28 protein-coding genes and 1 other RNA gene are annotated in these 23,655 nt (G+C 60.4%); 16 read left to right on the forward strand and 13 right to left on the reverse strand.

What is annotated here, in order from left to right:
• Positions 1-72 precede the first annotated feature (72 nt).
• From ACR0KW_RS04800 to ACR0KW_RS04810, 3 genes are all read right to left on the reverse strand, one after another.
• Positions 73-1,407, reverse strand: a complete 1,335-nt coding sequence (locus ACR0KW_RS04800; RefSeq protein WP_480803974.1) for an 8-oxoguanine deaminase — start codon at positions 1,405-1,407, stop codon at positions 73-75.
• Positions 1,408-1,523: 116 nt separating this feature from the next.
• Positions 1,524-2,315 (reverse strand): histidinol-phosphatase, encoded by a 792-nt coding sequence (gene hisN, locus ACR0KW_RS04805; RefSeq protein WP_480803975.1) that lies wholly within the window; start codon positions 2,313-2,315, stop codon positions 1,524-1,526.
• Positions 2,316-2,360: 45 nt separating this feature from the next.
• Positions 2,361-2,732, reverse strand: a complete 372-nt coding sequence (locus ACR0KW_RS04810) for a helix-turn-helix domain-containing protein (RefSeq protein ID WP_170490074.1) — start codon at positions 2,730-2,732, stop codon at positions 2,361-2,363.
• 328 nt (positions 2,733-3,060) lie between these two features.
• Between ACR0KW_RS04810 and ACR0KW_RS04815 the strand changes: the two genes are divergently transcribed.
• The gene (locus ACR0KW_RS04815) at positions 3,061-4,017 is read left to right on the forward strand and encodes an NADPH:quinone oxidoreductase family protein (RefSeq protein WP_480803976.1); all 957 of its coding nucleotides are present in this window, start codon (positions 3,061-3,063) and stop codon (positions 4,015-4,017) included.
• Here the strand turns inward: ACR0KW_RS04815 and ACR0KW_RS04820 are convergent.
• Positions 4,014-4,895 carry a LysR family transcriptional regulator gene (locus ACR0KW_RS04820; protein WP_480803977.1) on the reverse strand — a complete coding sequence of 294 codons (882 nt, stop codon included), beginning with the start codon at positions 4,893-4,895 and terminating at the stop codon, positions 4,014-4,016. The genes ACR0KW_RS04815 and ACR0KW_RS04820 overlap by 4 nt on opposite strands.
• 127 nt (positions 4,896-5,022) lie before the next feature.
• On the opposite strand from ACR0KW_RS04820, the gene ACR0KW_RS04825 reads away from it, so the two are divergent.
• On the forward strand, positions 5,023-5,232 hold the full coding sequence (locus ACR0KW_RS04825) for a DUF1127 domain-containing protein (RefSeq protein WP_480803978.1): 210 nt from the start codon (positions 5,023-5,025) through the stop codon (positions 5,230-5,232).
• A 183-nt stretch (positions 5,233-5,415) separates the two neighbouring features.
• A complete protein-coding gene (locus ACR0KW_RS04830) occupies positions 5,416-6,186 on the forward strand; it encodes a Bax inhibitor-1/YccA family protein (protein ID WP_480803979.1) in 771 nt (256 codons plus the stop codon).
• Between the two features lie 167 nt (positions 6,187-6,353).
• Here ACR0KW_RS04830 and ACR0KW_RS04835 read toward each other — a convergent pair whose 3' ends face one another.
• A complete protein-coding gene (locus ACR0KW_RS04835) occupies positions 6,354-6,860 on the reverse strand; it encodes a hypothetical protein (protein WP_480803980.1) in 507 nt (168 codons plus the stop codon).
• 205 nt (positions 6,861-7,065) lie between these two features.
• A complete protein-coding gene (gene rpmG, locus ACR0KW_RS04840; RefSeq protein WP_005630270.1) occupies positions 7,066-7,233 on the reverse strand; it encodes a 50S ribosomal protein L33 in 168 nt (55 codons plus the stop codon).
• Positions 7,234-7,828: 595 nt separating this feature from the next.
• Between rpmG and ACR0KW_RS04845 the strand changes: the two genes are divergently transcribed.
• Entirely contained in the window at positions 7,829-8,161 is a 333-nt protein-coding gene (locus tag ACR0KW_RS04845; RefSeq protein WP_170325834.1) for a GYD domain-containing protein, read from the forward strand.
• An 8-nt stretch (positions 8,162-8,169) separates the two neighbouring features.
• Here ACR0KW_RS04845 and rnpB read toward each other — a convergent pair.
• The 5 genes from rnpB to gatC all read right to left on the reverse strand — a co-directional run bounded on the left by rnpB (position 8,170) and on the right by gatC (position 11,884).
• Positions 8,170-8,567, reverse strand: an RNA gene (rnpB, locus tag ACR0KW_RS04850) — RNase P RNA component class A.
• A gap of 129 nt (positions 8,568-8,696) precedes the next feature.
• Positions 8,697-9,359 carry an N-acetylmuramoyl-L-alanine amidase gene (locus ACR0KW_RS04855; RefSeq protein ID WP_480804197.1) on the reverse strand — a complete coding sequence of 221 codons (663 nt, stop codon included), beginning with the start codon at positions 9,357-9,359 and terminating at the stop codon, positions 8,697-8,699.
• Positions 9,352-10,065 (reverse strand): hypothetical protein, encoded by a 714-nt coding sequence (locus ACR0KW_RS04860; protein ID WP_480803981.1) that lies wholly within the window; start codon positions 10,063-10,065, stop codon positions 9,352-9,354. The genes ACR0KW_RS04855 and ACR0KW_RS04860 overlap by 8 nt, the downstream gene beginning before the upstream one ends.
• A 40-nt stretch (positions 10,066-10,105) precedes the next feature.
• Positions 10,106-11,593, reverse strand: a complete 1,488-nt coding sequence (gatA, locus tag ACR0KW_RS04865; RefSeq protein WP_480803982.1) for an Asp-tRNA(Asn)/Glu-tRNA(Gln) amidotransferase subunit GatA — start codon at positions 11,591-11,593, stop codon at positions 10,106-10,108.
• A 3-nt stretch (positions 11,594-11,596) separates the two neighbouring features.
• A complete protein-coding gene (gene gatC, locus ACR0KW_RS04870; RefSeq protein ID WP_480640960.1) occupies positions 11,597-11,884 on the reverse strand; it encodes an Asp-tRNA(Asn)/Glu-tRNA(Gln) amidotransferase subunit GatC in 288 nt (95 codons plus the stop codon).
• Between the two features lie 228 nt (positions 11,885-12,112).
• Between gatC and ACR0KW_RS04875 the strand changes: the two genes are divergently transcribed.
• A complete protein-coding gene (locus ACR0KW_RS04875) occupies positions 12,113-12,271 on the forward strand; it encodes a hypothetical protein (RefSeq protein WP_480803983.1) in 159 nt (52 codons plus the stop codon).
• 144 nt (positions 12,272-12,415) lie between these two features.
• Positions 12,416-12,973 carry a DUF4202 domain-containing protein gene (locus tag ACR0KW_RS04880; RefSeq protein ID WP_480803984.1) on the forward strand — a complete coding sequence of 186 codons (558 nt, stop codon included), beginning with the start codon at positions 12,416-12,418 and terminating at the stop codon, positions 12,971-12,973.
• A gap of 9 nt (positions 12,974-12,982) precedes the next feature.
• On the opposite strand, the gene ACR0KW_RS04885 is transcribed toward ACR0KW_RS04880, so the two are convergent.
• The gene (locus tag ACR0KW_RS04885; protein WP_480803985.1) at positions 12,983-13,639 is read right to left on the reverse strand and encodes a ceramidase domain-containing protein; all 657 of its coding nucleotides are present in this window, start codon (positions 13,637-13,639) and stop codon (positions 12,983-12,985) included.
• 60 nt (positions 13,640-13,699) lie between these two features.
• Here ACR0KW_RS04885 and ACR0KW_RS04890 point away from each other — a divergent pair, with 60 nt between their 5' ends.
• Positions 13,700-14,392: a metal-dependent hydrolase gene (locus ACR0KW_RS04890; protein WP_480803986.1), complete on the forward strand. Its 693-nt coding sequence runs from the start codon at positions 13,700-13,702 to the stop codon at positions 14,390-14,392.
• Here the strand turns inward: ACR0KW_RS04890 and ACR0KW_RS04895 are convergent.
• Complete coding sequence (locus ACR0KW_RS04895; RefSeq protein WP_480803987.1) at positions 14,382-14,840, reverse strand: nucleoside deaminase; 459 nt, start codon at positions 14,838-14,840, stop codon at positions 14,382-14,384. The two genes, ACR0KW_RS04890 and ACR0KW_RS04895, sit on opposite strands and share 11 nt — an antisense overlap.
• On the opposite strand from ACR0KW_RS04895, the gene ACR0KW_RS04900 reads away from it, so the two are divergent.
• From ACR0KW_RS04900 to ACR0KW_RS04940, 9 genes are all read left to right on the forward strand, one after another.
• Positions 14,839-15,711 carry a pseudouridine synthase gene (locus ACR0KW_RS04900; protein WP_480803988.1) on the forward strand — a complete coding sequence of 291 codons (873 nt, stop codon included), beginning with the start codon at positions 14,839-14,841 and terminating at the stop codon, positions 15,709-15,711. The genes ACR0KW_RS04895 and ACR0KW_RS04900 overlap by 2 nt on opposite strands.
• A 174-nt stretch (positions 15,712-15,885) precedes the next feature.
• The gene (locus ACR0KW_RS04905; protein ID WP_480803989.1) at positions 15,886-16,800 is read left to right on the forward strand and encodes a 5-bromo-4-chloroindolyl phosphate hydrolysis family protein; all 915 of its coding nucleotides are present in this window, start codon (positions 15,886-15,888) and stop codon (positions 16,798-16,800) included.
• 30 nt (positions 16,801-16,830) lie between these two features.
• Positions 16,831-18,021 (forward strand): toxic anion resistance protein, encoded by a 1,191-nt coding sequence (locus ACR0KW_RS04910; RefSeq protein ID WP_480803990.1) that lies wholly within the window; start codon positions 16,831-16,833, stop codon positions 18,019-18,021.
• Positions 17,996-18,991 carry a DUF2927 domain-containing protein gene (locus ACR0KW_RS04915; protein WP_480804198.1) on the forward strand — a complete coding sequence of 332 codons (996 nt, stop codon included), beginning with the start codon at positions 17,996-17,998 and terminating at the stop codon, positions 18,989-18,991. The genes ACR0KW_RS04910 and ACR0KW_RS04915 overlap by 26 nt, the downstream gene beginning before the upstream one ends.
• A gap of 21 nt (positions 18,992-19,012) precedes the next feature.
• Positions 19,013-20,161: an SPFH domain-containing protein gene (locus ACR0KW_RS04920; RefSeq protein ID WP_480803991.1), complete on the forward strand. Its 1,149-nt coding sequence runs from the start codon at positions 19,013-19,015 to the stop codon at positions 20,159-20,161.
• 35 nt (positions 20,162-20,196) lie between these two features.
• The gene (locus tag ACR0KW_RS04925; RefSeq protein WP_480803992.1) at positions 20,197-21,288 is read left to right on the forward strand and encodes a TFIIB-type zinc finger domain-containing protein; all 1,092 of its coding nucleotides are present in this window, start codon (positions 20,197-20,199) and stop codon (positions 21,286-21,288) included.
• Between the two features lie 91 nt (positions 21,289-21,379).
• Entirely contained in the window at positions 21,380-22,048 is a 669-nt protein-coding gene (locus ACR0KW_RS04930) for a nitroreductase (RefSeq protein ID WP_480803993.1), read from the forward strand.
• A 25-nt stretch (positions 22,049-22,073) separates the two neighbouring features.
• Positions 22,074-22,511, forward strand: coding sequence for a D-aminoacyl-tRNA deacylase (gene dtd, locus ACR0KW_RS04935; protein ID WP_480803994.1), 438 nt, complete (start codon positions 22,074-22,076; stop codon positions 22,509-22,511).
• Positions 22,511-23,614, forward strand: a complete 1,104-nt coding sequence (locus tag ACR0KW_RS04940) for a glycerate kinase type-2 family protein (protein ID WP_480803995.1) — start codon at positions 22,511-22,513, stop codon at positions 23,612-23,614. The genes dtd and ACR0KW_RS04940 overlap by 1 nt, the downstream gene beginning before the upstream one ends.
• The last annotated feature ends 41 nt before the right edge of the window (positions 23,615-23,655 follow it).

Here is a 23,655-nt window from a genome sequence, read left to right on the forward strand (position 1 = left end):
CTGGGCGTCTTTTCTTGCTGCTGTAGCTAAACAGCCACCGCACCCAACCTTGTGAAAGCGACGATACTCAGCCTAGTGTTGCAAGGCCTGCGCCAGATCATTCTGGCGCTCGATGATCCTTGGCAGGTCTATCGTTGCAATCTGTCCGTGGCGCACAATCTGGCGCCCTTCCACGAACAGATGCTTCACATTCATCGGCCCAGACAAAAGCAACGCCGCCGGGTCCCAACTGCCGGCGCTTTCAATCCCGCGCGTGTCCCAAACGGCAATATCGGCGCGCTTGCCTGCTTCCAGCCGTCCACAGTCGGGCCGGTTCAGAACATCAGCACCGCCGCGCGTGGCAATCTCCAGCGCTTCACGGGACGACATCGCATCCGCACCTTTCGCGACGCGCTGCAATAGCATGGCCTGTCGCGCCTCGAGGATCAGGTTGCTGCTGTCGTTGCTGGCCGACCCATCGACCCCCAAACCAACAGGAACGCCGTGGTCGCGCATAGCACGCACCGGTGCGATACCTGACCCCAAACGGCAATTGGAACAAGGACAATGTGCGACACCGGTCTGGGTTCTGGCGAACAGATCGATCTCGGCCCCGTCCAGCTTAACGCAATGGGCGTGCCAAACATCCGAACCGGTCCAGCCCAGATCCTCGGCATATTGCCCCGGGCGACAGCCGAACTGCGCCTGCGAATAGGCGATGTCTTCGTCGTTTTCCGCCAGGTGGGTGTGCAGCATCACCCCCTTATCGCGCGCCAGAATTGCCGCATCACGCATCAGGTCGCGGCTGACCGAGAACGGAGAACACGGTGCCAGCCCGACGCGGCACATTGCGCCCTCGGAGGGGTTGTGAAACGCATCAACGACCCGGATCATGTCGTCGAGGATCGCGGCCTCGCCTTCGACCAGCGAATCCGGCGGCAGGCCGCCGTCACTTTCGCCAATGCTCATGGCACCGCGTGTGGGATGAAAGCGCAGGCCGATCTCAGCCGCCGCCGCAATCGTGTCATCCAGCCGCGCGCCGTTCGGGTACAGATACAGGTGGTCAGAACTGAGCGTGCAACCGGACAGAGCCAGTTCGGCCAGACCGATCTGGGCAGAGACGAACATCTCTTCCGGCCCAAAGCGGGACCAGATGGGATAGAGCGCCTTCAGCCAGCCAAACAACAGCGCATCCTGCCCGCCGGGCACCGCGCGCGTCAGGGTCTGAAAAAGATGGTGATGGGTGTTCACCAAGCCCGGCGTCACAACGCACCCCGCGGCATCGTGAACCTCGCCGGTGGTCTGCAGGCCGTGGCCAATCTGTTCGATCTGCCCGCCTCGGATCAGGATATCCGCGCCAGAGAGTTCACGGCGCGTGTCGTCCATTGTCAGGATGGTATCTGCGTTCTTGATCAGGGTTTCGGTCATTCCGCCCTCCTTGCGATACACCCGTTTCGTGCAAGAGGAGCGTCGGCTGGCGGAAAACGGGTACAAGAACCAGCCGGGCAAACCCTACCCGACCGGTTCAGACCCGGCAATCTTTTTCAGTGCTTGCGCAAAAGCTCCAGCGCTGCTGCGTGTAGATCAGCGTTCGCGGCCGCCAAAACGCGGCCACCTTCATGCGCGGGACCGCCCTGCCAGTCAGTGACAACTCCGCCCGCAGCTTCGATCACCGCGATCGGCGCCTGAATGTCATAGGCGTTGAGGCCAGCCTCGATCACCAGATCGACCTGCCCCGCAGCCAGCAGAGCATAGGCATAACAATCCATGCCATATCGCGTCAGCCGCACATGCTGTGCCACGGCCTCGAACCCGGCGCGTTCGTCGGGGGTCCCGACCTCTGGGAAAGTGGTGAACAGAATCGCTTGGTTTAGATCTGACGTCGGGCGGGTCTTCAGGGATGTCGTACCGGTTGGGCCGGTTACTTGCGCGATGTCGGCTGATCCCACGAAACGCTCACCGATATAAGGCTGGTCGATGACGCCCATGATCGGGCCGTCATGTGTGCTTAGCGCGATCAATACACCCCAGGTGGGCGTGCCGCTGATGAAACCGCGGGTGCCGTCAATCGGGTCCAACACCCATGTCCGGCCGCTGGTGCCCTCATCCTGGCCGAACTCTTCGCCAAAAATACCGTCATCGGGCCGGTGTTTGGCCAGCACCGCGCGCATGGCCTGTTCGGCGTTCCGATCAGCAACGGTTACCGGGTCGAAGCCCTCGTCCAACTTGTTGTCGGTTTCAAGATTGGATTGTCTGAAAAATGGAAGAATGGCCACGCGCGCAGCGTCGGCCATTTCTTCGGCAACTTCCAGATCGCTTAGAATGATCTCTTGCATACGCTACCCGTGCGGCCCGCGCGTGCCAGAGTCAACCCCGTTCGCTCAGGCGACGTCGCTCAGCACACGTGCGAGCTCAAACAAGCGGCGGCGTTGGTTTTCAGGGATCGCATAGTAGGAACGCACCAAGTCCAGAGCTTCCTTGTCCCCCATCAGATCAGCCGGAACCGATTTCTTGCCGGTTGTTTCCTTTTCGGCCTCTTCCAGACCTTCAAAGAAAAAGCTGACAGGCACATCCAATGCCTCGGCGATGTCCCACAGACGGGAAGCGCTGATGCGGTTGGCACCTGTCTCGTATTTCTGAATCTGTTGAAACTTAATACCAACTTGCTGCGCCAACTGCTGCTGGGTCATGCCAATCAGCCAGCGGCGATGCCGGACGCGCTTGCCCACATGGACATCGACGTGATGGGTCATTGGTATTCTCCTCTAAACTACACACACAACCGATCTGAGTGCGCGACATGCCTTTTTAACGCAACACTAGCGAGCCGCCCTTAACCACTTCCTAATCAGGAACATGCCCCCAAATCAGCACCTCAGACAATATTGCGCTTTTCAGGTATTTTTTCAAGAAGGTTGAATCCGTTTCACAGCGCAGAGATTTAAAGTTGTGCCACGCAAGCCTCGCACACGTCCCTGCCGTTAGGTAAGACTGACGCGGTTGCCACACCCACTTGCCGGGTAAGAGATTGACAAACCCCAAGCAGCACGAACCTATGCCCCAAACCACAGGAGCACACTCATGCTGGCCTATAGAATTCCATCCAAAGGCGCTACCGCTCAGCTTTGCGATATAGACATTCCTCAGCCTCTGAAAGGTCAGGTACGTGTCGCGATCAAGGCCTGCGGCCTGAACTTTGCCGACCTTCTGATGCAGAAAGGTACATATCAGGATACGCCGCCCGCCCCTTACACGCAGGGAATGGAAATCGCCGGTGTAGTCGATGCGACGGGGCTGGGCGTGTCACACTTGCAACCAGGTGACCGGATCGCGGTCTACTCCGGTCAGGGCGGCCTGGCGGAGTTCGGGGTGTTCGACGCGGACCGCGCGATCCTCCTACCCGATTCGATGAGTTTCGAGGACGCGGCGGCCATCCAGATCGCCCATGGCACCAGCCACATTGCATTGGATCACCGCGCCCGCCTGCAACCCGGCGAGACCCTGCTGGTCACGGGCGCGGCGGGCGGTGTCGGCCTGACGGCGGTCGAGATCGGCAAGCTTATGGGCGCAACCGTGATCGCTCAGGCCCGCGGCGCGGACAAGCTGGCCGTTGCGCAAGCCGCCGGGGCGGACCACCTGATCGACGCATCCGAGGATCTGCGCACGCGCGTCAAGGAACTTGGCGGCGCGGATGTCGTGTATGACGCAATCGGCGGCGATGTGTTCAAAGCCGCCTTCCGCGCCACCAACCCCGAAGGGCGCCTGCTCCCCATAGGTTTTGCGGGCGGAGAGGTTCCACAGATTCCTGCCAATCACCTGCTGGTCAAGAACCTGACAGTGATCGGATTCTACATCGGAGGGTACCTGACCTTCCGGCCTCAGATCGTGCAGAACAGCTTTAAAACTCTGTTTCGCTGGCACGCCGAGGGGAAAATCAAGCCCCATATCAGCCACGTCCTGCCCTTGTCGGACGCCGAAAAAGGCCTGCAACTGCTGCGAGACCGTACGGCGACCGGCAAGGTCGTGATCACACCCTAGCCGACAACGGCCTTTAGGGGGCTGCTGCCGAGCATACGGAAATTCTGCCGGACGAGGTCGGCCAGCGCCTCGACCACGGGGCCACGACCGGGCTCCCCACCGTACAGGTTGATCATATGCGCGGGCAGATCGGGCAGCACACCGCCGTCATCGATCTGAACCAGATGCGCGGCCTCGGTGCCATCCAGCATGGCGTGAATCGCCAGGTCGGCAGACACGGTAGCCTCGATGGTGCGGTCGTTTTCGGTTTCCACCGACAGCTCCCACGGAAGGCCCGCCTCATCCAGCGCCGCGATCATCTGCGGCCGGAACATGCAACGACGACCGACTGCAATGGGAATCGGTCGCTTGCGCCAAGCCGACCCGCCGGGCGCACCAATCCAGCGCAGCGGCAGTTCCGCGACGGTCTCCGCGCCATCGGCCCTGTTTGCTTCGGTCGTCAGGATCAGGTCGCATTCGCCGCGCTTGAGCATGTCTTTCAGTTGCAGCGAGTAGGAAGACACCAACTGCACCCGCACCCGTGGGAAATCCGCATTGAACCGCTGCAATACCCGGGGAATCGCTGGGTACACAATGTCATGTGGCACGCCCAGCACCACCTCACCCTCGAACGCCTGATCGGTGAGTTTCGAGATCACCTCATCATTCAGAGCAATCATACGGCGGGCATAAGCCAGCAGTTGTTCACCGGACGCGGTCAGCGCGATGGTGCGGCCGCTGCGGTCCAGCAGTTCAAGACCCAGCAGCTCCTCTAATCGCTTCAGCTGCATCGAAACGGCAGATTGCGTCAGGTGCAGGAATCCGGCGGCGCGCGTCACGCCACCCTGATCGGCCACCGCCACAAAAGAACGCAAGGTTGTAATGTCCAGATTTCGCATGTTCACGAATCCTTATGTGTTACTTCATAAACATTCATTTTCAAAATGTGCCTTATCGCGCCATATAAATCAAGGAACTTGATGAGACAGCAGAAACCCATCGAGAAACCAAGAAAGGACAAAAATTATGACCCAAATTGCGATTAACAGACACTGCCCACCCCGCCGCCGCTTTGGCCTGACCCTGCTGTGGGACGCGCTTTCCCTGCACCGCCAGCGACGCACTCTAGCACGGCTGGACGCCCGGGCGTTGGAAGACATCGGAATCACGCGTGAACAGGCCGAGGGCGAGGCCGCCCGCCCCATCTGGGATGCTCCGGAATTCTGGCAAAAATGATTCTGACACTCCCCTTTTCCCGATGAATGGCGACCCGCACCCGCAGGTCGCCATTTTTGTTTCGTGTTTTAGCCGGATTCCGGCGCTAAACCCTTGAAACGTGACCCGCAGTTGCCGATATTTGCGAGGAACGGGGTCTGATTTTCGGACCACGACAAGAATGATGTGAAGGGAGACCCTTTAATGGCACAATTTGACACGATCCGGACGGCGACCGGCGCGCGCGCTGCCCAGATTGACGAGGGCCTGCGCGCCCACATGAACAAAGTCTACGGCACGATGTCCGTTGGAATGCTGATTACTTTTGCAGCGGCCTGGGCAATTGCCGGCCTGGCGGTTTCGTCCGTCCCGACAGAATACCAGATCAGCGCAAGCACGTATCTGACACAGTTCGGTGCAACGCTGTTCGCCTCGCCCCTCAAGTGGGTCATCATGTTTGCCCCGCTGGCCTTTGTGTTCGGCTTCAGCGCCGGTATCAACCGCCTGTCCGCAGCAGCGGCACAGACGGTATTCTATGTGTTCGCGGCCGTTATGGGCGTGTCGATCAGCTGGATTTTCCTGGTCTTTACCGGGCAGTCGATCATCCAGGTGTTCCTGATCACATCCATCGCCTTCGCGGGCCTGTCTCTCTATGGTTACACCACCAAGAAAGACCTGTCGGGCATGGGCACGTTCCTGATGATGGGCCTGATCGGCCTGATCGTTGCAATGATCGTCAACTGGTTCCTGCAGTCGCCTGCAATGATGTATGCGATCTCGGTTATTGGTGTACTGATCTTCGCGGGCCTGACAGCTTATGACACGCAGAGCATCAAGAATACCTACCTTCAGATGGCTCACTCGGGCGATCAGGAATGGCTGGGTAAAGCCGCTATCATGGGCGCGCTGAGCCTGTATCTGGACTTCATCAACATGTTCATGTTCCTGCTGCAGCTCTTTGGCAGCCGCGAATAAGGCTACAGCGACATAAATGTCCAAAGGGCGGGTCTCTGCAGACCCGCCCTTTTCTTTTGATGAGTTGGGAAATCGACCGAAACGCCCCGTGATACTCTCGCCCCGGCACGCACAAAAAAGGCCCCGTCCAGATGGCGGGGCCTCAATCATTGCATATGTTTGTTCGGTCAGCTGCAGTTCAGCGCCACGGCGAAACCCGAACTGCGATCGGAATTGCCCTTGCGGTAGACATCACCCGCTGGCAGGCAGCCGGTGAACTGCTCGGCATCGCGGCCAAATGTTGCGCCGACCTTGTTATCCACGCGGGTGCTGTTGTTCGCGGTACGCAATACACCGAACATAGTACCGTTCACATTGACCGTGCTCAGGAACAGGTTGGTGTCAGATCCGGTCAGAACCACCGCGTCAGTGTCGCTGCGTCCGCCGTTGTCGATTGCGACACGTGCCACTTTCTGTGGATCGGTCTGGTCGGTCACCACAGGAACTGCGGGCAGCACGGCCAGCTCTGCGGGTACGTTCGTCGCAGGCGGCAGGAAGGAAGCCGCACCCGGCACATCCGAGATCGAGCGGGGTTCACCATCGATCCCCGTGAAGCCGACGCCTTCGCGGTTATAGGGATCCTCGCAGGCCGCAAGGGCCAGAACGGTCATTGTGGATAACAGGATTTTTTTCATGACGGCCAACATTTTGGAAAGGTTTGTTGAAGCGTATGGGCAAGCCCCCGAAAAAAGCAACCCACTGCGGACCCGATTGCCCTGCCTGCTGATGCTTCGTTGCAACGGCGTGAAACGCCATGAAACCCCGCGCCAAAATGTTCCGCAAAGAAAAAGGGCCCTGCCGAAGCAAGACCCTTTGAAACTGTCCAAGCTGGACGGCAGATTACTTAATCTTGCCTTCCTTGTACTCGACATGCTTCCGAGCGACCGGGTCGTATTTACGAACGGTCATCTTTTCGGTCATGGTGCGTGCGTTTTTCTTGGTCACGTAGAAGTGGCCCGTGCCCGCGGTCGAGTTCAGACGGATCTTGATTGTCGTCGGCTTCGCCATGGTTATCTCCTGCGTCCGGAAAGGCAGGGGCCTTTCGGTTGAATTCCTATGAGCGTGCGCTTTTACCCGGTCGCGCGGCTGAGTCAACCGGATTCCGCCCGGAAAGCGCACAAATCCTGCACTCGAAGTCCGCCCCAGTTTGGTTGGCTCACGGTTCTGTGATATGCTCACGCGATTATACCCTAAAAAAGAAGCCGACATCAGGCTCGAACCCCGAGGCGCCGCGACCAGGCAAGACGTTCTGCTAGCAGAATCGAAATGATCACTTTGGGGGAAGTTGTCATGACAGGTGAAGACACTGACGGGATGGCGACGCCGCATGTCTTCGACTCTAGGACTCCAACGACGCAAAAGTCTTCGCATGCCCCTATGGGCCAAAACTTGGACCGGGAAAGGCGCACGGGACGTTATTGCTTTCGCAATTCGCCACTGACGAGCAAGGCGATCAACCTGTCCTTTTCCGCCGGGTCCGCATGGCGTGCCCCCGGTCTCAGAGCGGCGTTGACTGGTCGCGGGCGGCAGGCTGACACGTGCAAGAAGGCTCAAGGACCAGCCTGATTACAGGTCCTGCATCAACTTTTTACAGGAGGTAGACATGCCTATTTTCATTACCTACGCGTCCTATTCGCAGGAGGGGGTCAAGGGAATGTTGAAGAAGCCCGTGGACCGTACAGCGCCTGTCCGGGCATTGCTGAAAAAGGTCGGCGGCAAGCTTTTGGGTTTCTACATGACAACAGGCGAAAATGACGTGGTGGTCATCAGCGAGGCCCCGGATGGCACGGACGCTGTGGCCGTCGGCATGGCGGTTGCGGCCTCGGGCGCAGTCTCGAAGGTTGAAACGGTACGCGCATGGAAGGCGAAGGACTTTGTCAGCGTTGCCAAGAAAGCCGCGAAACTAAGCGGCGCCTATGCGCCACCGGGCAAGTGACAGGGAATACGCGCGGAGGGCCTATAAGCCGGATCTTGTTCCGGGGTTGCCCCCTTCGATGACCATTCCTCTAGGCCGCGCATTGCTGCGCGGCTCAAGCTGCCAACCCGGTCCCTCTCGGCCAAGACGCGCTTAGCGGTGGTATCGGCTGACGCCGACCATCCCGCGCGGGGACCCTATTTGGCATTGCTCCCGGTGGGGCTTGCCGTGCCGCCACTGTTGCCAGCGGCGCGGTGGGCTCTTACCCCACCGTTTCACCCTTACCGTTGACCGAAGTCGCGGGCGGTCTGATTTCTGTGGCGCTTTCCGTCGGGTTGCCCCGCCCGGGCGTTACCCGGCACCGTTGTCTTGTGGAGTCCGGACTTTCCTCTCGGGCTTGCACCCCAGCAGCCATCCGGCCCTCCGCGCAGTGCGGTGGGTATGCTTTGGGTTGGGTGGCGTCAAGGGGTCAGGGCGCGAAGAGGTCAGCCCCTTCTTGGCCTGCGGCCAATTCAGCCCCGAGGTATTTTTGGCCCGATGAAGCCCGGATCGGTGTCTATCGGTCCAGCGGCGCGAAATCGGCGGGTTGCAGGCCGCCCGTGGCCCACGGACGGTATCTGAGCCGGACCGCAGCCAGCAGCGTGTCGTCGTCGGCCTCAAAGGAATACCCAGCCGCGTGGGCCGCGGCCCGGAAGGATTGCATCGTCGGGTGTTGTGGGGCTTTCCCCTCTCCGCGCCGTCCTGCGAGGTTCAGGCGCTCTAGCCGTTGCCAGGGGAATCGGGGGCCGGGGTCGCATTTTCGTCCCGGCGCCATGTCGGAATGGCCGATCACGTGGTCCGGGCTGATCGACCACCGTTTCTGGATCTGGCGCAGCAGGGTTTCAAGCACAGCTATCTGAGGTTCTGAAAACGGGTGCGCCCCGGTATTGTCCAGTTCGATGCCGATTGAGCGGGAATTGATGTCGCTCTGGCCGTGCCATTCACCTGCGCCTGCATGCCAGGCGCGGTGCTTCTCGTGCACCATCTGCCAAAGCGTGCCATCCCTGCCGATCAGGTAATGGGCCGAGACCTCATGTTCGGGATTACACAAGCGATCCAGCGCCGCCTGCGCGCTGTCCATCGCGGTGTAGTGGATGACCACCAAGGACGGAGGCAGCCCGTCCCTTCGCTCACCAAAATTCGGGGACGGTTGCCAGATGGGTGTCGGGGGTTCAGTTATTGACGGCACTGCGGAACGCGCTTGGGTCCCAGCCGCAGGCAAAACCGTCGCCATCCGGGTCCAGACCTTTGCGATCCTTCTGCGGGCCGCCATTGGACAGGAAATCGATCTGAGCCTGATCGGCCGACGGGTAGCGGGCGCAGTTGCGCTGCGCCTTGGCCTGCAGATTGAACCCGGCGCGGCTGTAGAGTTGGGTCCCGACCGGGTTCGAGGTGTTCAGCGCATATTGCACAATATTGGGCTGACCGTCCGAACCACGGGCCGGAACGGCTGTTGGTGAAACAACCTCATAGGTCTGGCGGTTCTGTTCGATGCGCGCGGCATCGGATTCGATGGTTCGGCGATCCGAAACCGCGTCGAAGTCCTGTTCGTCCGAGATCCCGTTGTTGATGGGATCTTCGACCGTTGACGCGGGCGGTACATATGCGGGCTGTCCGGACGTGCTGGCCAACGCGGCTGCGGTTGCCGAGGCAAGGTCAGCATTCTCGCCGGTCGGCAGAGGGGCGCCAGCGCCCGGCGCGCCCAGTTGTTCCTCGGTCACCTCAGAGGGGCCAAGCAGCGGGTTACCGGTGTGCCCCTGCCCTGCCAATTGCGCCTCACGCTGCGCCTGATAGGCGGGCGTGTTGAAATCCGGGCCACCTACCGGTGCCACCGTATCACAGGCGGCCACCAACCCGATTACGGGGATCAGAAGCGTAAAGCGCATCCAGCTGCTCCGTCTTGCGTTGTCTTGCCTGACCTGAGGCTTACCACCATTTGCCCGGCTTGGCCACAAACCCCGCTGCGTTCTCCAACGCGTAGGCTGTGTTCAGCAGATCACCCTCTTCCCACGGACGTCCGATCAGTTGCAGACCAAGCGGCAGACCTTGCTTGTCCAGACCGGCAGGTACCGAGACACCCGGCAGACCAGCTAGGTTCACCGTCACGGTGAAGACGTCGTTGAGGTACATCTGAACCGGATCAGCCTCGGTCATCTCGCCCAAGCCAAACGACGCTGATGGCGTGGCCGGGGTCAGGATCGCATCGACGCCTGCGGCGAATGCGTCCTCGAAGTCTTTCTTGATCAGAGTGCGGACGCGGCGCGCGCGGTTGTAATAGGCGTCGTAGAAGCCTGCTGACAGCACGTAGGTACCGATCATTACACGGCGCTGCACCTCGTGGCCAAAACCTTCGGCGCGGGTTTTTTCGTACATCTCAGTGATGCCGTCACCCTGCGCCAGTTGCGCGCGGCGGCCATAGCGGACACCATCATAACGAGCCAGGTTCGAAGACGCCTCGGCCGGCGCAATCACGTAATACGCGGGCAACGCGTATTTGGTGTGCGGCAGCGAGATATCGACGATCTCGGCACCCGCGGCTTTCAGCATCTCGGCACCGTCAGCCCAGAGCTTTTCGATCTCGGCGGGCATACCGTCCATGCGGTATTCCTTGGGGATACCGATCTTTTTGCCCTTGATGTCGCCAGTCAACATCGCCTCAAAGTTCGGTACGGCCAGTTCGGCGCTGGTCGAATCCTTGGGGTCGTGACCGCACATCGTCTCCAGCATGATCGCCGCGTCGCGCACGTTCTTGGTCATCGGTCCGGCCTGGTCCAGCGAGGAGGCAAAGGCGACGATGCCCCAGCGCGAGCAGCGGCCATAGGTCGGCTTGATGCCGGTGATGCCGGTGAAGGCGGCAGGTTGGCGGATCGAGCCGCCGGTGTCAGTACCGGTCGCGGCCAAACACAGGTCAGCGGCCACAGCCGAGGCTGAGCCGCCCGATGAGCCGCCCGGGGTCAACTGCGCATCATCGTTGCCACGACGCCACGGGCTGACCGCGTTGCCATAGACGGATGTTTCGTTGGACGAGCCCATGGCGAATTCGTCCATGTTCAACTTGCCCAGCATCACGGCCCCGGCATCTGCCAGTTGCTGGGACACGGTGGATTCGTAATCGGGTTTGAAGCCTTCCAGAATCTTCGAGGCCGCCTGCGAGGGCACGCCCTTGGTGCAGAACAGATCCTTGATGCCGATCGGCAGACCACACATCGACGGCGCGTCGCCGCCTTTGATCCGCTCATCCGCCGCCTTGGCGCGTTCCAGCGCGATTTCAGGCGTCTTGTGGACAAAAGCGTTCAGCGCGTCGGCTTCATCAATGGCCTTCAGGCAGGATTCGGTCAGCTCGACCGAGGTCACTTCACCCTTGCGCAGCGCGTCGCGGGCCTCAGCCAGGCCCAGTTTGTTCAGATCGCTCATGTCTTACTCCACCACTTTGGGGACTGCGAAAAAGCCTTCGCGCGCGTCGGGGGCGTTGGCCAGAACCTTGTCCTGCTGGTTTCCGTCGGTGACCACATCCTCACGACGCTTCAGGCGCATCGGCTCGACCGAGACCATCGGCTCGACGCCTTCGACATCCACTTCGTTCAGTTGCTCGATGAACCCAAGGATGGTGTTGAACTCAGACGCCAGCGCGGGCAGCGCGTCATCCTCGACCTTGATCCGGGCCAGTTTGGCCACCTTGGCGGCGGTGTTTTGGTCAATCGACATCGGAAAACCTCATATGCGTTAGGGGGCATTTACCTGTCTGGGGGCCGGGTCGCAAGACCGGCTAGGGATCGATCGGTCCCGTTTCGACCTGCGCATGGTTACTGCCATTCAAATTTGCATATCCCCTATACGCAAAAGTAAACCGTTTAGTTCATTTCGCACATTGAAAAAGTGAACCGAACTGTTCATTTCAAATATTACAGCACAGCCTTAAACCGGAGAAAGACAATGAAAACGTTCATGACTGCTTTTGTATTGGCCACCATAGTTCTTGCCGCCCAGGCGCAGGCTTTTGGCCCCACCATGAACACCCTGACGCGCGACCTGACATTCCCCGAAACTGTTTCTCAACCTGTCACGCAGGATCAGGCCAAGTTGGGCAAATGATATGACCCCCTGTCCGGGTCGGGTATTCGACGTCCGGCCCGGAAAAACTGCAATTGACTGCTGCGCTTATTACGTCCAACCGCTAGGGTGATCAAAGTGATCCGTCGAACCAAAATCAGGTTCGGCAAGCCAACGGAGCAGTAGATGAGCGCGCGCAAACAAGCAGTTCTGGACGCAATTGATGCGGCCAACACCCAAGACCCCAACCTTGATGACGGCCAGCCGGTCGAGCTGCTGTACGGCCAGCGCATGAGCGCAGAGCTGGACAGGCTTTTCCCGGACGCTTCGGATGTGCTGCAGATTGCGGCTCGGGGTCAGCATGTTGAACGTTGGAAACTGGCGCGCAGCGAATACCCCGAGGGCCGCGCCGGGTACTTGGCCTGGCGCAAGGCGCAAGGTGTCCATCACGCCGACGTTGTCATGGCGTTGATGGAACAGGCCGGTTACGGCGCGGATGAGATCGAAGCCGCCGGACGGATGCTGCGCAAACAGGGCATCAAACGGGATGACGACGTGCAGGCACTGGAAGATGTGATCTGCTTCGTGTTCCTGAAATGGTACTTCGCGCCCTTCGCCGAGAAACACTCAGCCGAGAAAATCCAGAGCATCGTCGAAAAGACCGCCCGCAAAATGTCGACTGAGGGCCGCGCGCGGGTTCTGTCTGAGTTTGACCTGCCAGAACATCTAGCCGCCGCGTTTTAAGTCTGAGTTTCAGGACTGAGACGCGCGGGCCATGTGCCTGCGATAGACCTCGATCATCCAGCCCAGCATTGTGGCGTTCAGGATGTGCCACATAAAATGTGTGCCCAGTGGAAGCTGGGCGCACAGGGGTTCGTCCAGTGCCCGGAAGGTGATCGAGGCCATCAGGATGCCCGCCCCGATCGCAAGGCCACGCGCTGTTTCGGGGACGCGATTGCGCAGCAAAAATGCGTAGATCAGAATCAGCAGCGGCACCGGAGCATATGCCGACGATCCACCCAGACCCGGAATGAACTGAAACAGCGGGACCGTAGCTGCAGCATAGGGCACGAACAGGACGGTGACGATCAGGGCATAGACTGGCCGCATCTGCCAGACATCCCGATTGATCGCGAAGATATAGACCAGAATGTACAGCAAGATCGGCGCGACATCGGCCATTGCGGCCCAGACACGCGCGTGGGTGTGGAACAGATAGCTGCCCACCCCGATCACCGCGAGGATGACTACTAGCCCCATCGCCAGAGGCATCCCCTGCCCGCGCACGCGCCGCCACATGATGAACGCCGCGATCAGAAAAGCTGCGTTTGTCACCGCGTTGATCGGCTCGGCCCAATAGGCGGGCGACAGGCGCTCGCAATATCCGTCAATTTCCTGAAACCAGTCCATGAACTTTTACATATCCGATGCTAGGTTGATGCCAAGAGTTTGTTTTGGGAGGACGTTTTCATGAACATCATTTGGCTGGGGCACGGCAGTTTCCGTATTGAAACCGAAGGGCAGGTTCTGCTGATTGACCCCTGGCTGACCGGCAATCCGGTGCTATCCGAAGACCAGCACGATGCCGCTGTGGACGGTGCGACGCATTTTCTTTTGACGCACACGCATTTCGATCATGTGGCCGATGTTGTGTCACTGGCCAAGCACCTGAAAGTGCCAGTGGTGGGCCAGTACGACCTGATGGGATATTGGAGCGAGGCCGAAGGGCTAGAGACCATCGGTTTCAACAAAGGCGGCACGGTGAACCTGAACGGGGTCATGGTGTCGATGGTGCCCGCGTCTCATAGTTCGACCTTCTCGACGCCAGATGGTCTGCGCACCGGTGGCAGCGAGGTCGGTTTCATGATCGCCTCGGAAGGGCACATGCTCTATGTGTCCGGCGACACCGATATCATGGCCGATATGGAATGGATGGGGGATTATTACAAACCCGATATCGGCATCCTGTCGGCGGGCGGCCATTTCACCATGGACATGAAAGCGACGGCCTATGCGGCCAAGCGGTACTTCAACTTCAAGACCGTGATTCCCTGCCACTACAAGACTTTCCCGATTCTGGAACAGTCCGCGCAGGCGCTGATCGATGGGTTGCCGGAAGTGGATGTGATCGAACCGGAGTTGATGAAACCGATCACTCTCTAGGATCACGCCGCGCGGCGAAGAAGGTTTTTAAAAGATCGGCGGCCTCCTGCCCTGCGATGTCGTCGTAGACCTCGGGGACATGGTGCGCCTGTTTGTGGGTGAACACCCGCGCGCCATGAGCTACACCGCCGGATTTCGGATCGGCAGCGCCGTAGTAGATGCGCCGGATACGCGCTGCGGCCAGCGCCGCGGCGCACATCGCGCAGGGTTCCAACGTGACGTAAAGATCATGGTCCGGTAACCGCTCGGACCCGGCCTCGGCGCAGGCGGCGCGCAGGGCCAAAATCTCGGCATGGGCAGTGGGATCGTTCAGCTCACGCGTCCGGTTGCCCGCTGCGGCCACCACACGGTCGCCCAGCACGATAACGGCGCCCACCGGCACTTCTCCGCGTTCTGCGGCTGCGCGCGCCTCAGCCAGCGCCTTGTTCATATGCGATCTGTACTCCATGCCCCTGACTGCATCAGAAACCTGTCTTTCGCAAGCGGGCGGGATGCGCTATGGGCTGCGGATGACCAAAACCCCTCCTCCCGGCGACCGGATCGCCAAAGTGCTTGCCCGCGCGGGCGTTGCCTCGCGCCGTGAAGCCGAACGCATGATCGAAGCCGGTCGTGTGACCGTGAATGGCAAGGCCATCGACAGCCCTGCCCTGAACGTCACCGGCAAAGACAAGATCACTGTTGATGGCAAACCGGTGTCCGAGCCCGAACCCTCGCGCCTGTGGCTGTATCACAAGCCCCCGGGGTTGGTGACCACGACACGCGACGAAAAAGGCCGCGCGACCATCTTCGACAACCTGCCAGAGGACATGCCCCGCGTCATGAGCGTTGGGCGTTTGGACCTGAACTCGGAAGGGTTGCTGCTGCTGACCAATGACGGCGGCATCAAGCGCAAGCTGGAGCTACCCTCGACAGGATGGCTGCGCAAATACCGCGTGCGGGTGAATGGACGCCCCAAAGACGAAGACTTTGCCCCCCTGCGCAAGGGGTTGGTGATCGACGGCGAGCGTTTTCTGCCCATGGACGTTTCACTGGACCGCCAACAGGGCGCAAACGCCTGGCTAACCATCGGTCTGCGCGAAGGCAAGAATCGCGAAATTCGCCGCGCGATGGAGGATATCGGCTATGCCGTGAACCGCCTGCTGCGCGTGTCCTACGGCCCGTTCCAACTGGGCAGCCTGAAGCCCGGAGGGGTCGAGGAAATCCGCCGCCGTGTGATGCGGGACCAGTTGGGGTTGGACGGCGAACCTGAAGCCAAGCCGAAACGCCCCGCGCGACCGCAACGAAAACGGCCCCCCATCGGCAAGAAAACTCGCAAGTGACGCGGGTTTGGCAACCTTCCCCCTAGCGCCAAGCCCTCGTATCGCCTAAATTTTCCCAGAGCGTTGCTTTTGGGGGGCGTCATGTCAGGGACCGGAGTGCAAAAACTGGCCTACGCGGCCCTGCTGGTACTGTTGTTCGGCGTCTGCACCGGCGTGCTGGGAGGGCTGTAGCGCATGTCACAGCGGTATGGCGGAAAATTCAGCCCTCAAGGTGGCGGGTCTGACGACGACACCCCCCCGCGCGAACAATTCCACGGCGCACGGGTCGAACCGGCGGGCGCGCGGGTGAATATCCTGTTTCTGCCAGCTATTCCTTTGGTGTTTCTATCCCTGAACGACGGCGCGATTGGTATGACGATCGGGCTGATCGCTGCGGGCTTGTTGACCGGTGCCGCGTTTATGCTGCGCGAGGGCTTGCGCGCCGAGGCCGCCTTTAACGCGCGCCGCACTGCCCGCCGCCCGGCCTTTCCCCGCAAGATTTTCGCCAGTGTTCTGACCGGGCTGGGCACCGCGCTGGCCGCGTATCGGTCCGAGTATCTGGACGCCGAAACCGCCGCGCAGGCTGGCCTGCTGGCCCCGATCCTGTTTGGGGCTGTGGCTACGGTGCTGCATTCCGTGTCCTTCGGGCTGGACCCGATGAAAGACAAGGGCATGGAAGGGATCGACACCTTTCAGCAGGACCGCGTGGCCCGGGTGGTCGAAGACGCCGAAACCCATCTGACCGAGATGACCGATGCCATCAAACGCGCCGGTGATCGTCGGGTCGAGGCGCGGGTCGAACGCTTTCAGGACACCGCCCGCGATCTGTTCCGCACGGTCGAGGAAGACCCGCGGGATCTGGCCGGCGCCCGTAAATACCTGACCGTCTATCTTCAGGGCGCGCGGGATGCGACGGTAAAGTTTGCCGATGTCTATGCCCGCACCCGGGATGCGCAGGCGCTGGCCGACTACACCGCCCTGCTGGACGATCTGGAACAGAATTTCGCGGCCCGCACCCGCAAGATGCTTTTGGATGACCGCAGTGATCTGACGGTTGAAATTGACGTGTTGCGCGAACGTCTGCAACGCGAAGGCGTCCGGTTGGACTGACCGGACAGTTATTTGAGAAAGGATTACCCCATGTCCGATGCGATCAAGAACAAGGCGGTCGAGGCCGAAACACTGGTGCAGGAAGTAACCGCCGTCGCCCTGCCCGAACCTGTGGCCGAAGTTGTTTCGCTGGAAGAGGCCGACGAACCCGTCAGCGCCGAGATCCGCAAGCGGATGGACGAGATCGACATGGAAAACACCAACTCGATCGTGTCTTTCGGCTCATCCGCTCAGGCCGAACTGCAGGAAATCAGCCAGGCGATGCTGGCCGATGTGCGCAATAAGGATGTTGGCCCAGCCGGGGACAGCCTGCGCAACATCGTGACCACGATCCGTGGTTTCTCGGTCAGTGAATTGGACGTGCGCCGCGAGCGGAGCTGGTGGGAAAAACTGCTGGGCCGCGCCGCGCCTTTTGCCAAGTTTACGGCTCAGTACGAAGAGGTTCAGGGCCAGATCGACCGCATCACCGACGACCTGCTGGGCCATGAACACACGCTGCTCAAGGACATCAAGTCGCTGGACCTGCTCTATGAAAAAACGCTGGACTTCTACGACGAACTGGCGCTTTACATCGCGGCGGGCGAGGAAAAGCTGACTGAGCTGGACAGCCACGATATCCCGGAAAAAGAGGCTGAGGTTCAGGCCGCGCCTGAAGATCAGCAGGTGATGAAGGCGCAGGAGCTGCGCGATATGCGCGCCGCGCGCGACGATCTGGAACGTCGGGTCCATGACCTGAAACTGACCCGTCAGGTGACGATGCAATCGCTGCCGTCGATCCGTCTGGTGCAGGAGAATGACAAGTCTCTGGTGACCAAGATCAACTCGACCTTGGTGAACACCGTGCCGCTGTGGGAAACCCAGCTGGCGCAGGCCGTCACCATCCAGCGCAGCACCGAGGCTGCCGCCGCCGTGCGTGATGCCAATGACCTGACCAACGAACTGCTGACCTCGAACGCGGCCAATCTGCGGCAGTCGAACAAGATGATCCGCGAAGAGATGGAGCGCGGCGTGTTCGATATCGAAGCCGTCAAACAGGCCAATGCTGACCTGATCGGCACCATCAACGAAAGCCTTGCCATCGCGGATGAGGGCAAAGCCAAACGCGCCGCCGCCGAGCAGGAACTGCAGAAGATGGAAGCAGAACTGCGCGACACGCTGGCCTCGGCCAAGGCGCGGCAGGACGGCATCGGTGACAATGCCGGAACGGCGGTTCCGGGCTGACGGCGGGTTGCGCGTGCGGTTTTCGGGATATCTGAAGCCCCTTTTGGGTTTTGTCGCGCTGTTGGTTTTGGCCAATTGCGATGAAACTCTGACGTCTTCTGTTGTCCCGCAACCGCGCCCCTCGACGCCCGCGCCTGCACCCAATGCCTATGTCCCTCCGTCCGCGGCCAGTCAGGATCTGGCCCGGTTCTATCAGCGAGTGGAACGAGACCTGCTGACCCGTGGCCTTCTGCGTGTGGATGGAGGCGGCCCCGATACGCCTTACGACGCCGACGATCTGGCGCGCAATTTCGAGGCCATTGCGTTCTATAGCGAATATCCCGACCACGCGGTGACCGCGTCTTCGCGCAAGACGGACGGGCAGCTCAGCCGGTGGACGGGCCCGGTACGTGTGCAGACCGAATTCGCCCCGTCAGTTGCCCCCGATGCACGTGAACAGGACGCCGCGCAGGTCGAGGCATTTACGGCGCGGCTGGCCAAACTGACCGATCATCCGATCTCGGTCGTCAATCGCAAGGCCAATTTTCACGTGTTCTTTGCGGGTAAGGATGACAGCAGCTATGTGGTCATGCGCCTCAAGCAGTTGATCCCGAACATCAGTCAGGCCTCGCTGGATCTGGTCGCAAATCCGCGCGCCAATATCGACTGTTTCGTGTTTGCCTCGGCCACAAGCAACGCACCGAACCGATATGTGCGGGCGGTGACGCTGATCCGAACCGAGTTGCCCGACCTGCTGCGCCGTAGCTGTATCCATGAAGAGATCGCGCAGGGCCTTGGCCTATCCAATGACAGCCCGGCTGCGCGGCCCTCGATTTTCAACGACGATGACGAGTTTGCGCTGCTGACCAGCCATGACGAGAAATTACTGACGATGCTTTATGATCCGCGTCTGACCCCCGGTGTGACGGCCGAAGACGCCCGCCCGGTGGTGCGGATCATTGCGCGTGAATTGATGGGCCAGCAGCTCTGAGCCCAAGGAAAGGAGACCCCGATGGGTATTTTCGATTTTCTGACTGGAGAGTTTATCGACGTCATTCACTGGGTCGATGACACCCGCGACACAATGGTCTGGCGGTTCGAACGTGAGGGGCACGAGATCAAATACGGCGCCAAGCTGACCGTGCGCGAAGGCCAGGCGGCTGTGTTTGTGCATGAGGGACAGCTGGCGGATGTGTTCACGCCGGGTCTCTATATGCTTGAGACCAACAACATGCCGATCATGACAACCCTTCAGCACTGGGATCACGGCTTTCAGTCTCCGTTCAAGTCCGAAATCTATTTCGTCAACACGACACGGTTCAACGACCTGAAATGGGGCACCAAGAATCCGATCATGCTGCGCGATCCCGAGTTCGGCCCGACCCGTATCCGGGCCTTCGGAACTTATACCGTGCGTGTGAAGGATGCGGCGAAATTCCTGGTTGAGATCGTAGGCACCGATGGTGAGTTCACCATGGACGAGATCAGCTTTCAGATCCGCAACATCATCGTGCAGGAATTCAGCCGTGTGATCGCCGGGTCGGGTATTCCGGTTCTGGACATGGCCGCCAACACCGCGGATCTGGGCAAGCTGATCGCAGCCGAGGTGTCTCCGGTTTTGGACGGCTACGGGCTGGAGATGCCCGAGTTTTACATCGAAAACATCTCATTGCCGCCCGCGGTTGAGGCTGCGTTGGACAAGCGCACCTCGATGGGGCTGGCGGGTGATCTGGGTAAGTTCACCCAGTATTCTGCAGCCGAGGCGATGACGGCAGCCGCCAACAATCCCGGTCAGGGTGGCGGTATGGGTGCAGGTCTTGGCATGGGGATGGGTATGGCAATGGCACAGCAGATGTCGAACATGGCAGCGGGTCAACCCAGCGGCCCGTGGGGCAGTCCCGCTCCCGCTGCCCCGCAACCGGCAGCGCATTTGGCACCGCCGCCCCCTCCGCCGGTTGAACATGTGTGGCATATCGCTGTCGGTGGGCAGACCAGCGGGCCATTCTCGAAGGCCAAAATGGGACGCATGGCGATGGACGGAGAAATCACCCGCGACACCTATGTCTGGACCGCTGGTCAGGACGGCTGGAAAAAGGCCGGAGACGTGCAGGAACTGGCGCAACTGTTTACGATCCTGCCACCGCCTCCGCCCGGAGCCTGACCTCTCAGACGCCGGCGTAGAAACAGGGTTGCACGATGACCGAAGAACACAGATTTCCCTGCGAGCAATGCGGCGCGGATTACCGGTTTAATCCCGATGACGGCAGCCTGACCTGCGATCACTGCGGACATTCCGAAGCTATCGGCGCTGGTCCCTGGGGCGGTGCCAGCCTGAAAGAACTGGATTTCGATGCGGCCATTGCGGATCGTCTGCCCGACAGCGAGATCGAGGAAACGCGTGTTCTGTCCTGCCCCAACTGCGCGGCTCAGGTCGAATTCGACCCGGCCACCCACGCCGCTGAATGCCCGTTTTGCGCGACGCCGGTTGTGACCGATACCGGGGTCAATCGGCATATCAAGCCCCGGGGCGTTCTGCCCTTTGCGCTGGACGAACGCGCGGCGCACAAAGCGATGGGGGATTGGCTGGGGCGACTATGGTTCGCCCCAAACGGGTTGAAGGACTACGCCCGCAAAGGCCGCAAGATGCAGGGTATCTATGTGCCCTATTGGACCTTTGATGCCGACACGCAATCCAGCTATCGCGGCGAGCGCGGTACCGTCTATTACGAGACCCGAACCACTATGCGGGACGGAAAGCGCGTGCAGCAGCAGGTGCCCAAGGTCCGGTGGTCTCCGAAATCCGGGCGGGTAAAGCGGTTCTTTGACGACGTGCTTGTGCTCGCCTCGCGATCTTTGCCCAAAAGCTATACCGACGCGCTGGAACCTTGGGATCTGCCGGCGTTGGAGCCCTATCAGCCGGAATATCTGGCGGGATTTCGGGCCGAGGCCTACACGGTCGAATTGCAGGACGGCTATACCGAGGCGCGCGGTTATATGGCACGCGTGATTGAGCGGGATGTGCGTTTTGACATCGGTGGCGACCGCCAGCGGATACACGCGATCGATACCGATGTACGCAACGTGACCTTCAAGCATATCCTGCTACCGGTCTGGATGGCGGCCTACAAGTATCGCGGCCAGACATATCGCTTCGTGGTGAACGGCCGCACCGGTCGCGTTCAGGGTGAGCGCCCCTGGTCCGCTATCAAGATCACTATCGCCGTTGTTCTGGGCCTGCTTGTGGCCGCTGGTGTCGGATATCTTATGGCGACCGGCCAGCAAGGCTAACACTGCTTCGAAAACCGCAACTGTTAGCGCTTGAACTTCGCGCGATCAGACGCCATTCTGCGCCGCGTCAACGCCGAGCGGGGAGGCCTGTGTGACACTATCCGATCTGAACCAGCTGCTGACCGCACGGCATTCGTGTCGCGCGTTCCGCCCCGACCCGGTGCCAAAAGAGCAGATCGAACAAATCCTGACCAGCGCCGCACGTGTGCCCAGTTGGTGCAATGCCCAACCTTGGCACGTGGTTCTCACCAGCGGTGAAGAAACCGACCACTTTCGAGAGGCGATGCAGAACGAGGCCATGACCGGCGCCCCTGCCCCTGATCTGCCCTTTCCGACCTCGTATTCCGGTGTCTATCAGAACCGCCGCAGGGCGTGCGGCTGGGCCTTGTATGAGGCGGTGGGCGTTGAACGCGGCGACCGCGCGGCCTCGGCCCGGCAGATGATGGAAAATTTCTCGCTGTTTGGCGCACCGCATTGCGCGATCATCACCAGCCCGAAAGAACTTGGGGCCTATGGCGCGCTGGATTGCGGAGGGTTCGTCACAGCCTTTTCACTGGCCGCACAGGCGCTTGGTGTGGCCACGATCCCACAGGCAGCGATCGCCACCTACAGCCCATTCCTGCGCCGCTATTTCAACATCCCGGACGACCGGATGATTTTATGCGCGATTTCCTTTGGTTATGCGGATACGGACCACCCAGCCAACAGGTTTCGCACCGACCGCGCCAATCTGAGCGAGATTGTCGAATGGGTCGGATAACAAACGCACCAAGCGGAGAGTAAATTTGCGCGCAGTCCTACAACGAGTTTCACGCGCCAGCGTATCAGTGGAAGGTCAGGTCATCGGCCAGACCGGACCGGGATTGATGATTCTGGTTTGCGCGATGCAGGGCGATGATGAAACGAAGGCGGATCAACTGGCCGCCAAGGTCTCGAAACTGCGCATCTTCAAAGATGACGCCGCAAAAATGAACCGCTCGGTGAAAGATATCGAAGGCTCGGCGCTGGTGATCAGCCAGTTCACACTGGCCGCCGATACATCCCGCGGCAACAGGCCCGGCTTTTCCGAAGCCGCGGCGCCGGACCTTGGCAAGCATCTGTATGAGGTGTTCGCCCAGCGACTTGCGGCGCATGGCGTGCCGGTGGAAACCGGTGAGTTCGGGGCGGATATGGCAGTAGAGCTGGTCAATGACGGGCCAGTCACGATTTGGGTGGAAAGCTGATGGACAGAAAAGAACAGGCAATTCGCATCTGGCAGGCCGGTGTCGATGCCGTGGGCGGTCATGCGGCGACCAGCAAGGTGCTGCACGATATCCCCGCCCCAGATCAGATCCTGGCCGTGGGCAAACCCGCTGCTGCTATGGCCCGTGCCGCATTGGAACATTTCGGCCCGCGCCCGACGCTGGTGGTCACCAAGGACGACCATGGACGCGACCTGCCGGATCATGTCACGGTGATCGAGGCGTCCCATCCCGTTCCCGACAACCGCAGCCTTCGGGGTGGTCAGGCCCTGCGCGAAGCGGTCGAAGCGATGCAGCCCGGCTCGCACCTGCTGTTGCTGGTGTCCGGCGGTGCGTCCTCGCTGGCCGAGGATTTGCTGCCGGGCAAAACGCTTTTTGATCTTGAGCGGTTAAACAAAAAGCTGCTGGCCGAAGGGCTGGACATCACGGCCATGAACGCCGAACGCCGCAAGCTGTCCCGGATTAAAGGCGGCGGGCTGCTGTCTCATTTCCAAGGGGAAATGGCGACCGTTCTGGCGATTTCGGATGTACCCGGGGATGACCTGAATGTTGTCGGCTCGGGGATCGGGGCACTGCCGGAGAGCTATGATTTCGAGGCAAGCACGCAGATCGTGGCATCGAATGCTCATGCCCGCGCGGCTGCTGCGGGTTTGGCGCAGGATGAGGGGCTGAAGGTGCTCGCTGACGAGGAATGCCTGCATGATGACTTTCTGAAAGTCGCCAAAGCGCTGGGTGAGCGTATCCGCTCCATGCCCAGCGGCGTCATGATCTTTGGCGGAGAGCCGACGGTCGTCCTGCCCGAAAAACCAGGGCGTGGCGGGCGCAATCAGGGGTTGGCGCTGGCATTGGCACGCGAGATTGCAGGAACAGAAGGGCTTACCGTGGTCGTAGGCGGTACAGATGGAACGGACGGCCCGACAGATGCGGCCGGGGCGGTCATTGATGGAACCACCTGGGGCGAAGGCGCGGAGCAGTCCCTGCAGCAGGCGGATAGCGGCAGCTATCTGGATCGCACGGGTGCGTTGCTGGTGACAGGCCCCACGGGAACAAACGTAATGGATCTACTTGTCGCAATCCGCAACTGATCTGACGATTTTGAGCCAACCTGATTTGAATTTCCCACGGA

Source organism: Ruegeria sp. CG11, assembly GCF_056537245.1.

Coding starts and splice junctions, on each gene's coding strand:
- ACR0KW_RS04800 (WP_480803974.1), bottom strand. CDS start 1,407: ATGACCGAAACCCTGATCAAGAACGCAGATACCATCCTGACAATGGAC.
- hisN (WP_480803975.1), bottom strand. CDS start 2,315: ATGCAAGAGATCATTCTAAGCGATCTGGAAGTTGCCGAAGAAATGGCC.
- ACR0KW_RS04810 (WP_170490074.1), bottom strand. CDS start 2,732: ATGACCCATCACGTCGATGTCCATGTGGGCAAGCGCGTCCGGCATCGC.
- ACR0KW_RS04815 (WP_480803976.1), top strand. CDS start 3,061: ATGCTGGCCTATAGAATTCCATCCAAAGGCGCTACCGCTCAGCTTTGC.
- ACR0KW_RS04820 (WP_480803977.1), bottom strand. CDS start 4,895: ATGCGAAATCTGGACATTACAACCTTGCGTTCTTTTGTGGCGGTGGCC.
- ACR0KW_RS04825 (WP_480803978.1), top strand. CDS start 5,023: ATGACCCAAATTGCGATTAACAGACACTGCCCACCCCGCCGCCGCTTT.
- ACR0KW_RS04830 (WP_480803979.1), top strand. CDS start 5,416: ATGGCACAATTTGACACGATCCGGACGGCGACCGGCGCGCGCGCTGCC.
- ACR0KW_RS04835 (WP_480803980.1), bottom strand. CDS start 6,860: ATGAAAAAAATCCTGTTATCCACAATGACCGTTCTGGCCCTTGCGGCC.
- rpmG (WP_005630270.1), bottom strand. CDS start 7,233: ATGGCGAAGCCGACGACAATCAAGATCCGTCTGAACTCGACCGCGGGC.
- ACR0KW_RS04845 (WP_170325834.1), top strand. CDS start 7,829: ATGCCTATTTTCATTACCTACGCGTCCTATTCGCAGGAGGGGGTCAAG.
- ACR0KW_RS04860 (WP_480803981.1), bottom strand. CDS start 10,065: ATGCGCTTTACGCTTCTGATCCCCGTAATCGGGTTGGTGGCCGCCTGT.
- gatA (WP_480803982.1), bottom strand. CDS start 11,593: ATGAGCGATCTGAACAAACTGGGCCTGGCTGAGGCCCGCGACGCGCTG.
- gatC (WP_480640960.1), bottom strand. CDS start 11,884: ATGTCGATTGACCAAAACACCGCCGCCAAGGTGGCCAAACTGGCCCGG.
- ACR0KW_RS04875 (WP_480803983.1), top strand. CDS start 12,113: ATGAAAACGTTCATGACTGCTTTTGTATTGGCCACCATAGTTCTTGCC.
- ACR0KW_RS04880 (WP_480803984.1), top strand. CDS start 12,416: ATGAGCGCGCGCAAACAAGCAGTTCTGGACGCAATTGATGCGGCCAAC.
- ACR0KW_RS04885 (WP_480803985.1), bottom strand. CDS start 13,639: ATGGACTGGTTTCAGGAAATTGACGGATATTGCGAGCGCCTGTCGCCC.
- ACR0KW_RS04890 (WP_480803986.1), top strand. CDS start 13,700: ATGAACATCATTTGGCTGGGGCACGGCAGTTTCCGTATTGAAACCGAA.
- ACR0KW_RS04900 (WP_480803988.1), top strand. CDS start 14,839: ATGCCCCTGACTGCATCAGAAACCTGTCTTTCGCAAGCGGGCGGGATG.
- ACR0KW_RS04895 (WP_480803987.1), bottom strand. CDS start 14,840: ATGGAGTACAGATCGCATATGAACAAGGCGCTGGCTGAGGCGCGCGCA.
- ACR0KW_RS04905 (WP_480803989.1), top strand. CDS start 15,886: ATGTCACAGCGGTATGGCGGAAAATTCAGCCCTCAAGGTGGCGGGTCT.
- ACR0KW_RS04910 (WP_480803990.1), top strand. CDS start 16,831: ATGTCCGATGCGATCAAGAACAAGGCGGTCGAGGCCGAAACACTGGTG.
- ACR0KW_RS04915 (WP_480804198.1), top strand. CDS start 17,996: ATGCCGGAACGGCGGTTCCGGGCTGACGGCGGGTTGCGCGTGCGGTTT.
- ACR0KW_RS04920 (WP_480803991.1), top strand. CDS start 19,013: ATGGGTATTTTCGATTTTCTGACTGGAGAGTTTATCGACGTCATTCAC.
- ACR0KW_RS04925 (WP_480803992.1), top strand. CDS start 20,197: ATGACCGAAGAACACAGATTTCCCTGCGAGCAATGCGGCGCGGATTAC.
- ACR0KW_RS04940 (WP_480803995.1), top strand. CDS start 22,511: ATGGACAGAAAAGAACAGGCAATTCGCATCTGGCAGGCCGGTGTCGAT.